Here is a 7,315-nt window from a genome sequence, read left to right as displayed (position 1 = left end):
CACCGCGGCGCCGAGCCCGGTCGCCGGGCCCGCGCCGGTGCCGAGCCTCGATCTGGACCGTTACCTGGGCACGTGGCGTCAGCTCGCCGCCGTGCCGCAGTACTTCAACCTGGCCTGCGCGCGCGACACGCAGGCGAACTACGCACTCGACCCACAGGGCGATATCGCGGTGCGCAACACCTGCACCACGTGGGCGAACACGCGCAACGAGATCAACGGCACGGCGACGGTCACCGACCGGGAGACCAGGGCGCAGCTGCACGTCAGCTTCCCCGGCGTGCCGACCCAGGACCGCCTGGAGGGGGCGACGAACTACATCGTCACCGCGCTCGGCCCGGACTATTCGTGGGCGCTGGTCACCGACCCGAGCCGGATATCCGGGTTCGTCCTTGCCCGCGCCGCGGCGCTGGACGCGGACGCCTGGCAGCAGGTGCGCGCGGCGATCACCGCGGCCGGTCAGAACTCGTGCCTGTACCTGACCTCCCCGACGACGGGCGGTGACTCGCGCATCGCTCCGCTCTGCGCGGGGTGACGGCATGCTCGGCGCTTGTAAGGGTCGCGTCGTCGGCGGTATGGCTGAGCCGCCCGATGCCGCCCCGGCGCGGCCCTCATGGGCGCCGAGCACCCGCTGCCGCTCAGAGCGAGGGGGAGGTTCGCGGACGAACAGCGTTGCCGTACAGGGGGAGCGCCTCCGATGACCGTCACGATCGCTTTGTTCACCCGCGACCTGCGGGTGTGGGACAACCCGGTGCTCACCGCGGCACACCGGGAAGGTGCGGCGGTGGTGCCGCTGTTCGTCCTCGACGACGCCATTCTCTCGGGCCGCTTCGCCGCGCCGAACCGCGCCCGGTTCCTGTCCACGGCGCTCGCCGAGCTGGACGACGAATTGCGCGCCATCGGCGGCAGCCTGGTCCTGCGCCGGGGCGATGTGGCCACGGAGGTCGACCGCGTGGCTGCGCAGGTCCACGCCGAGAGCGTGCACGTGGCCGCGGACGTCAGCGGCTACAGCCGCCATCGGGAACGTGCTCTGCGCGAGCGTCTCGCGCGCCGCGACTGTCTGCTGAACACGCATCCCGCCACCATCACCACCGTCGATCCGGAGTCGCTGCTGCCCGCCACCGGGCGCGACCACTTCGCGATCTTCGGCCCGTACTTCCGGCGCTGGTGCGAGGCGCCGCAGCGCAAGCCGCTCGGCAAGCCGCGCAACCTCACGGTGCCCCGGGTGTCGAGCTTGCCGCTGCCGGACGCGGGCGAACTGTGCGCGGGCCCGGCCTCGCCGCAGCTGGCCGTCGGCGGTGAGACCACGGGACGGAAGATCCTGCGCGACTGGCTGTCCGGGCCGGTCGAGAACTACGCGCGCGACGACGACGATCTCGCCGCCGACGCCACCTCGCGGCTGTCGCCGTATCTGCATTTCGGCTGCGTGTCCCCGGTGGAGCTGGTGCACCGGGTGGACATGTCCACCGATTTTGGGCACGCGTTCGCCCGGCAGCTGGCCTGGCGCGACTTCCACCACCAGTTGCTGGCTGCCCGCCCGTCCGCGGCCTGGTCGGACTACCACGGGCGCGCGATCCGCTGGCGCGACGATCCGCAGGCCGTCGACGCCTGGCGCGCGGGGCGCACCGGGCACCCGATCGTGGACGCCGGGATGCGGCAGTTACGCGCGGAGGGCTGGATGCACAACCGGGCGCGGCTGATCACCGGCAGCTTCCTGACCAAGTCGCTGCGCGTCGACTGGCGGGTCGGGGCGGAGCACTTCCTGCGCTGGCTGGTGGACGGCGACCTGGCGAACAACCAGCTCAACTGGCAGTGGGTGGCGGGCACCGGCACCGACACCAGGCCGAACCGGGTGCTCAACCCGCTGCGCCAAGCCGAACGCTACGACCCGGACGGCGCGTACGTACGGCGCTGGGTGCCCGAACTGGCGCACCTGCCCGGCGCGCGCATCCATCGGCCGTGGCGCGCAGGCGTCGATCCGGCGGACTATCCGGCGCCGATCATCGAATTCGCCGGAATGTAGTGTCGCCGAAGCGGATCATCGGGGTAGCTCGCTCGGCTGGTCCGCGACGGTCGCAGGCACGGCGTCGGCGACCTCCTCGAAGGCGCGCACCACGTTCTCCAGTTCGTCGCTGATATCCCGCATCCCGGCCACCGCCGAGAGGTCGTCGGTGTCGAAGTACCACCGCGCGAACAGGCGGCGGAAAGCGTCGTCGGCGTCGTCCGCCAGCCGGAGGATCTCGGCGCGATACCACGCGGCCCAGGTGGGGTCGAACGGCGCCGCGAACAGTCCGGCGGTGTGCCGACCGCATTCCTCGACGATGCCGATGACTTCCGCGAGTTCCTCCGCGAGCGACGTGACGCGGTGCCGGTTCGCGCGTTCGGCCGTCGTCCGGAGGTGGATGAGGACACTGTGCAGGGACCGGCCGAGGTGGCGGCGGTCCGCCGGGGCCGCACGCACCATGTCGTCGCTTCGATCGGCGAGTATCGCGATCCGCGCGTGCACCGCGGCGTGATCGGCGGGGACCCGACGGAGCCTGCCGAGTATCGCCGTGGCTTGCCCGACCGTGTTCACCGCATCCCGGAAACAGTCGTGCTGGTCTCTTGGGGCCAACGGGTGCGACGACGACACAGATGCTCCTGACGATGGATGGAATTGTCTGCTCGGTGCGGTATTCCGCGTGCACGGCCGCGACCGGTGCCGCGACATAGATGATTCGAAGAGACGGGCCTCGCGGATCAACCCTTCTCGACAGCCCTCCGCCGCGACTCCGGTGCACGAATCATGCTCCGCCGGGCCGGCCGTACGGCGCGGACGGTCGGGCGGAGCCTTCCGATACCGGCCCGAGCTTCCGAATCCCGTTTATCCACGCTTGAATTGAGGGGTCGAGGATTCACCATGCCCGAGGAAAGGGGCCTGTCATGGGCACCGTCGAAATCGCCATCACCATCGGCCGCATCGTGGACACCCTGCAGAAAGCGCTGATACTGCTCATTCTCTGAGCGCATCGTGATTCCCGGGAGAGCGAACCAGGATCGGCCGGGAACCCACGGAGCGGCCGCCCGGTCGATCGGTCGTCGTACACCGACCGGTGGAAACCCCTGCGTCGGCCGCCATGTCGGCCACATGCACGTAGTCACGGACACGGGTGCCGTCCGGCGTCGGATAGTCGATGCCCCAGGGGGGAGGGAATCACGCTGTCCCGCCGCGGCTCGCGGCAGGATCGGGCTCAGGCGCGACTCCGGGTCGCGCCGCTCGCCCAGCCGCACCCCGTGCGCGACGACGGCTGCCGATGTAGCCGGTGACGAGGTCGATTACCTCGCAGGTAATCGACCTGACGGCGTTTGTCGGTCAGGCTCGGGACATGGTGACCAACAGCATGCGGCAGTCCTGCTCTCCGTTGGCCGGCGCACTGCGTGGCCTGGCGTTCGGCCGGGTCGCGCTGGGGTCGGCCGCCCTCGTGGCCCCGGCGATGTTGACCAAGGCGCTCGGCGTGCGTCCCACGCCCGAGCTCGACTACATGACCCGCATCTTCGGTGCGCGGGCGATCGCGCTCGGCCTCGGATACCTGACCGCACCCGCCGAAGAATTGCCCCGCTGGCAGCGCCTCGCGTTGCTGGTGGACATCCTCGACACGACGCACGGCGGGGTGCGCGTGCTGCGCGGTGACGTGCCGCGGCCGACCGCCGTCGCGTTGGTCGCTCTGACCGGCGGCTACATGCTCGTCGGTGCGACCCGCCTGGCCCGGGACCTGCGCTGAGAGTCTTTGGCACACTGGGGCGATGGCGACCGTTGTGGCATTCCACGCGCATCCGGACGACGAGACACTGCTGACCGGGGGAACGCTGGCCGAGTTGTCGGCCACCGGGCACCGAACCGTCATCGTGGTGGCCACCGACGGTCACATGGCCGATCTGGCCGGGCGCGAAGCGCTGCGGCTGCGCGAGTTGCAGGCCAGCGCCGCCGCCCTCGGCGTGCACCGGGTGGCGCATCTCGGCTACGCCGACAGCGGACACGGCGCCGTACTGTACGCGGACCCGCCGGACCGGACGCGGTTCGTCCGTGCGGATTCCGAGGAGGCGGCCGAGCGGTTGGCCGCGATCCTCCGCGACGAGAACGCCGACATCCTGCTCAGCTACGACCGCAACGGCGGGTACGGGCACCGAGACCACGTCCGGGTGCACGAGGTGGGCAAGCGCGCGGCCGAACTCGCGGGTGTCTCCCGCGTGCTCGACGCCACCCTGCCGCGCGAGGGCTTCGCACGCCCGGCCCGTTTCCTGGGGCGGTTGCCGATCCCGTTCCGCTACGACCCAGCGATCCTCGCCTCGCTGTTCAGCCCGCGCTCGGAGATCACGCACCGCATCGATGTCGGCGCACACGCTTCGCGGCGCAGAGCCGCCTTGACCGCGCACCGCTCGATCATCGAGGGCTCCGGCCGGTTCGCCACCATCGCCGCTGTCCTGCTCCGCCTGCCCGTTCCCGTGCTCGGCCGGGTCCTGCGCTGGGAATGGTTCGCCGAGGAAGGCGCCGTTCCCGGCGCCGGCGCACCGCTCACCGACATCTTCGAACCGGCGCCGCGCTGAACGCGTCCGCCGCCGCGTCCGCCCCACGGGCGAGCGGATTCGCGGATCGCCGGCGCGCGGTCAGTCGCGCGGGGACAGCAGTGCGGTGGCTGCCGATTCGGCGACCGTGCGGGTGAGTTCCGGAACCTTGTCGCGGTCGCCGTCCAGGATCAGCAGCCAGGCGAAGATCGGGCCGAGCAGCAGGGCGTGCACCGTGGCCGGGTCGGGTAGCGCGGCCAGTTCGCCGCGGCCGACCGCGCGGTCGAGCACTTCGATCACGGCCTGTCGTTCCCGTTCGAGGAAGGTCTCGGTGAAGCGGGTGCTCAGCGCGGGATCGGCGTAGATGTCCGCCAGCAGACCGGCGAGCACGTCGGTCGGCGCGCGGCCCAGTTGGGCGGCGATGGTCCGGGTGAGGGCGCCCAGGTCCGCGCGCAGGGTTCCGGCGTCCGGAGGCGGCTGCTCCCGCATGTCGTGCACGGTGGCCGCGAAGATCATCTCTTGCTTCGTCGCGTAGCGCCGGTAGATCGCGGCCTTGCCGATTCCGGCGTGCGCCGCCACGGCGTCGACCGTCAACCCGGCGTAGCCGCGCTCGGCCAGGAGTTCTCGCGTGGCGCGGACGATAGCGAGATCAACCTCACTGTTGCGCGGACGTCCTTGGCCTTGTTTCGGTTTCGGCACGCTCCTAGTATACGGAACTGACAGTATCGGAACTGTCAGTTCCGTAATGGAGGGTGGTTTTCAATGATCAAGTGGGCAGGACGTCTCCTGGTGTTTCTCGGACTCGGGCACACACTCGGCAGTTATGTACTGGTGGCTCCCGACCATGCCGACTCATGGTTCGGCGCGAAGCTGTGGAGCCCCGAGGAGGGGATCAGCGAGATGAGCCCGGCTATGGCCTCGTTCTGGCTGACCACCGGCAGCTTCGGTGTGCCGTTGGCCCTGATCGGCGTGCTCGTGCTGTGGCTGGATCGACGGGGCATCGTGCCGCCGTCGTTCGTGACGTGGACGCTGGGCCTCTGGTCCGTGCTCGCCGGCGTCATCCTCGAGCCCGCCCCGTGGGCGCTGGCCTGGATCGCGGTCGGGCTGCTCGCGGTAGGCGCACGGCGTGCCGTGCAGGCCGAGCCGGCCTCCCGGCTCGCCGCCGCGCCGAGGTGAGGTGAGCGCTCGGCACGCGTCTCGAACGGGTAGGCGGCATGCCGCTTCGGTTCACCGCGACCGGACCGGCTGATCCGTGGTCGGCGGGGCGGACGGCTCACGGGGCAGCACCACCGTGAAGGTGCTTCCGCGGCCCGGTTCGCTCGCTACCGATACCCGTCCACCGTGCGCCGTGACCAGGGCTTGGACGATGGCCAGGCCGAGCCCGGTGCCGCCGCTGCCGCGGGTGCGCGAGGCGTCCGCGCGGTAGAACCGCTCGAACACACGATGTGTGGCATCGGGTGAAAGTCCGGGACCGGTGTCGATCACGTCGATGCGGACGCGGTCGGGGGCGGGCGTGAGCCGCACCGCGACCGCCGCTTCGCACGGGGTGTGGGTGAGGGCGTTGCCGAGCAGGTTGGCGAGTACCTGGCGCAGGCGGGCCTCGTCGCCGATGACGTCCATGGTTCCGTCGCCGTCGCCGATCGCCAGCGTGATCGAGCGGTCCGGCGCGTCCGGTGACGGCTTCTGGCGGGCGGCGACGGCCCGCGCGTTGTGCACGGCGTCGCCCGCCAGCGCGAGCAGGTCGACGGGCTTGCGCTCCAGCGGGCGCTTCTCGTCCAGCCGCGCCAGCAGCAGCAGATCTTCGACGAGCAGACCCATCCGCTCGGCCTCGGCCTCGATCCGGCCGACCACCATCCCGGCGTCGGTACTGGCGCCCTGCCGGTACAACTCGGCGAACCCGCGAATCGTGGTCAGTGGCGTGCGCAGTTCGTGGCTCGCGTCGGCGACGAAGCGGCGCATCCGCGCCTCCGAGCGCCGGGCCGCCTCCTCCGACGCCTCGGTGGCGGCCACGCCGTGCTGGATCTGCGCGAGCATCTCGTTCAGCGACCGCGCCAGATGGTCGACCTCGGTGTCCACGCCGCGCACCGGCACCCGCCGGTCCAGGTCACCGCCCGCGATCGCCGCCGCCGTCTGCTCCACCTCGCGCAGCGGCCGCAGGCTGCGCCGGATCACCAGGTAGCCGACGGCGCCCAGGGCCAGCAGAGCCGCTGCCCCCGTGCCGATTTCGAAGAAGATCAACCGGGAGACCGTCTCCTGGTTGTCGGTCAGGGGCAGGCCGATGGTGGTGGAACCGTACTGGTTGGTGGTGGTCAGCACCCGCCAATCCGTCGAAGAACCATCCGAGGACGGCACCGTCTTCGGTGCGCCCGCGGTCGTGCCGCCGAGATCGGGAGATCCGGCGCTGCCGGCGCCCGCCAGGTCTTGATACACCTGCCCGTCGGTGCCTGTGCGCAGTTCGAAGAACCGCCGCGGCTGTTCGCCCGCCGACCTCGGCTGCACGGGCGCGGCGGGCAGATCGGCCGGAATCCACTGCGCGCGACCGTCGCTGGTGATCACCTGGCGCATCGGACGCGGCTGCGCCCAGGACCGCGCCGCGTCGTAGAGCTGTTCGTCGGTGCGCTGCGTCAGCGAGCGACTCAGCGCCGAGGTCACCGCCGCGCCCGACGCGAACAGCGCCGTCGCCGTCAGCAACAGCAACACGATCACCAGCCCCACCCGCAGCGGGACCGCCGATATCCGCCGCGCTGGTCTCGCCCGCGCGCTCACGTCCGGCTCG

8 protein-coding genes are annotated in these 7,315 nt (G+C 71.2%); 5 read left to right on the top strand and 3 right to left on the bottom strand.

What is annotated here, in order from left to right:
* Both ON19_RS22715 and ON19_RS22710 read left to right on the top strand, forming a co-directional pair.
* On the top strand, window positions 1-532 hold a 532-nt coding region (locus tag ON19_RS22715), incomplete at its 5' end, for a lipocalin family protein (RefSeq protein ID WP_043696488.1).
* 162 nt (window positions 533-694) lie between these two features.
* On the top strand, window positions 695-2,020 hold the full coding sequence (locus ON19_RS22710; RefSeq protein ID WP_043696335.1) for a cryptochrome/photolyase family protein: 1,326 nt from the start codon (window positions 695-697) through the stop codon (window positions 2,018-2,020).
* A 15-nt stretch (window positions 2,021-2,035) separates the two neighbouring features.
* On the opposite strand, the gene ON19_RS22705 is transcribed toward ON19_RS22710, so the two are convergent.
* Entirely contained in the window at window positions 2,036-2,629 is a 594-nt protein-coding gene (locus ON19_RS22705; RefSeq protein ID WP_157229800.1) for a hypothetical protein, read from the bottom strand.
* A 733-nt stretch (window positions 2,630-3,362) separates the two neighbouring features.
* Here ON19_RS22705 and ON19_RS22700 point away from each other — a divergent pair.
* Both ON19_RS22700 and ON19_RS22695 read left to right on the top strand, forming a co-directional pair.
* Entirely contained in the window at window positions 3,363-3,758 is a 396-nt protein-coding gene (locus ON19_RS22700) for a hypothetical protein (RefSeq protein ID WP_043696329.1), read from the top strand.
* A 22-nt stretch (window positions 3,759-3,780) separates the two neighbouring features.
* Window positions 3,781-4,581, top strand: coding sequence for a PIG-L deacetylase family protein (locus tag ON19_RS22695; protein ID WP_043696326.1), 801 nt, complete (start codon window positions 3,781-3,783; stop codon window positions 4,579-4,581).
* Between the two features lie 60 nt (window positions 4,582-4,641).
* Here the strand turns inward: ON19_RS22695 and ON19_RS22690 are convergent, their stop codons facing one another.
* Window positions 4,642-5,238, bottom strand: a complete 597-nt coding sequence (locus tag ON19_RS22690) for a TetR/AcrR family transcriptional regulator (RefSeq protein ID WP_051169187.1) — start codon at window positions 5,236-5,238, stop codon at window positions 4,642-4,644.
* A 63-nt stretch (window positions 5,239-5,301) separates the two neighbouring features.
* Here ON19_RS22690 and ON19_RS22685 point away from each other — a divergent pair, with 63 nt between their 5' ends.
* Window positions 5,302-5,715 carry a DUF6463 family protein gene (locus tag ON19_RS22685; protein WP_043696323.1) on the top strand — a complete coding sequence of 138 codons (414 nt, stop codon included), beginning with the start codon at window positions 5,302-5,304 and terminating at the stop codon, window positions 5,713-5,715.
* Window positions 5,716-5,766: 51 nt separating this feature from the next.
* Here the strand turns inward: ON19_RS22685 and ON19_RS22680 are convergent, their stop codons facing one another.
* Window positions 5,767-7,305: a sensor histidine kinase gene (locus ON19_RS22680; protein WP_051169186.1), complete on the bottom strand. Its 1,539-nt coding sequence runs from the start codon at window positions 7,303-7,305 to the stop codon at window positions 5,767-5,769.
* Window positions 7,306-7,315 lie beyond the last annotated feature (10 nt).

Source organism: Nocardia abscessus NBRC 100374 (assembly GCF_000308455.1).
Lineage (GTDB): Bacteria > Actinomycetota > Actinomycetes > Mycobacteriales > Mycobacteriaceae > Nocardia > Nocardia abscessus.
The sequence above is the reverse complement of the archived record's forward strand: the minus strand, read 5'-3'. Positions and strand labels throughout refer to the sequence as shown.

What these genes read in the sequence shown, in the direction of transcription:
- ON19_RS22685 (WP_043696323.1), top strand. Translation starts at nt 5,302, where the DNA reads ATGATCAAGTGGGCAGGACGTCTCCTGGTGTTTCTCGGACTCGGGCAC.
- ON19_RS22710 (WP_043696335.1), top strand. Translation starts at nt 695, where the DNA reads ATGACCGTCACGATCGCTTTGTTCACCCGCGACCTGCGGGTGTGGGAC.
- ON19_RS22700 (WP_043696329.1), top strand. Translation starts at nt 3,363, where the DNA reads ATGGTGACCAACAGCATGCGGCAGTCCTGCTCTCCGTTGGCCGGCGCA.
- ON19_RS22695 (WP_043696326.1), top strand. Translation starts at nt 3,781, where the DNA reads ATGGCGACCGTTGTGGCATTCCACGCGCATCCGGACGACGAGACACTG.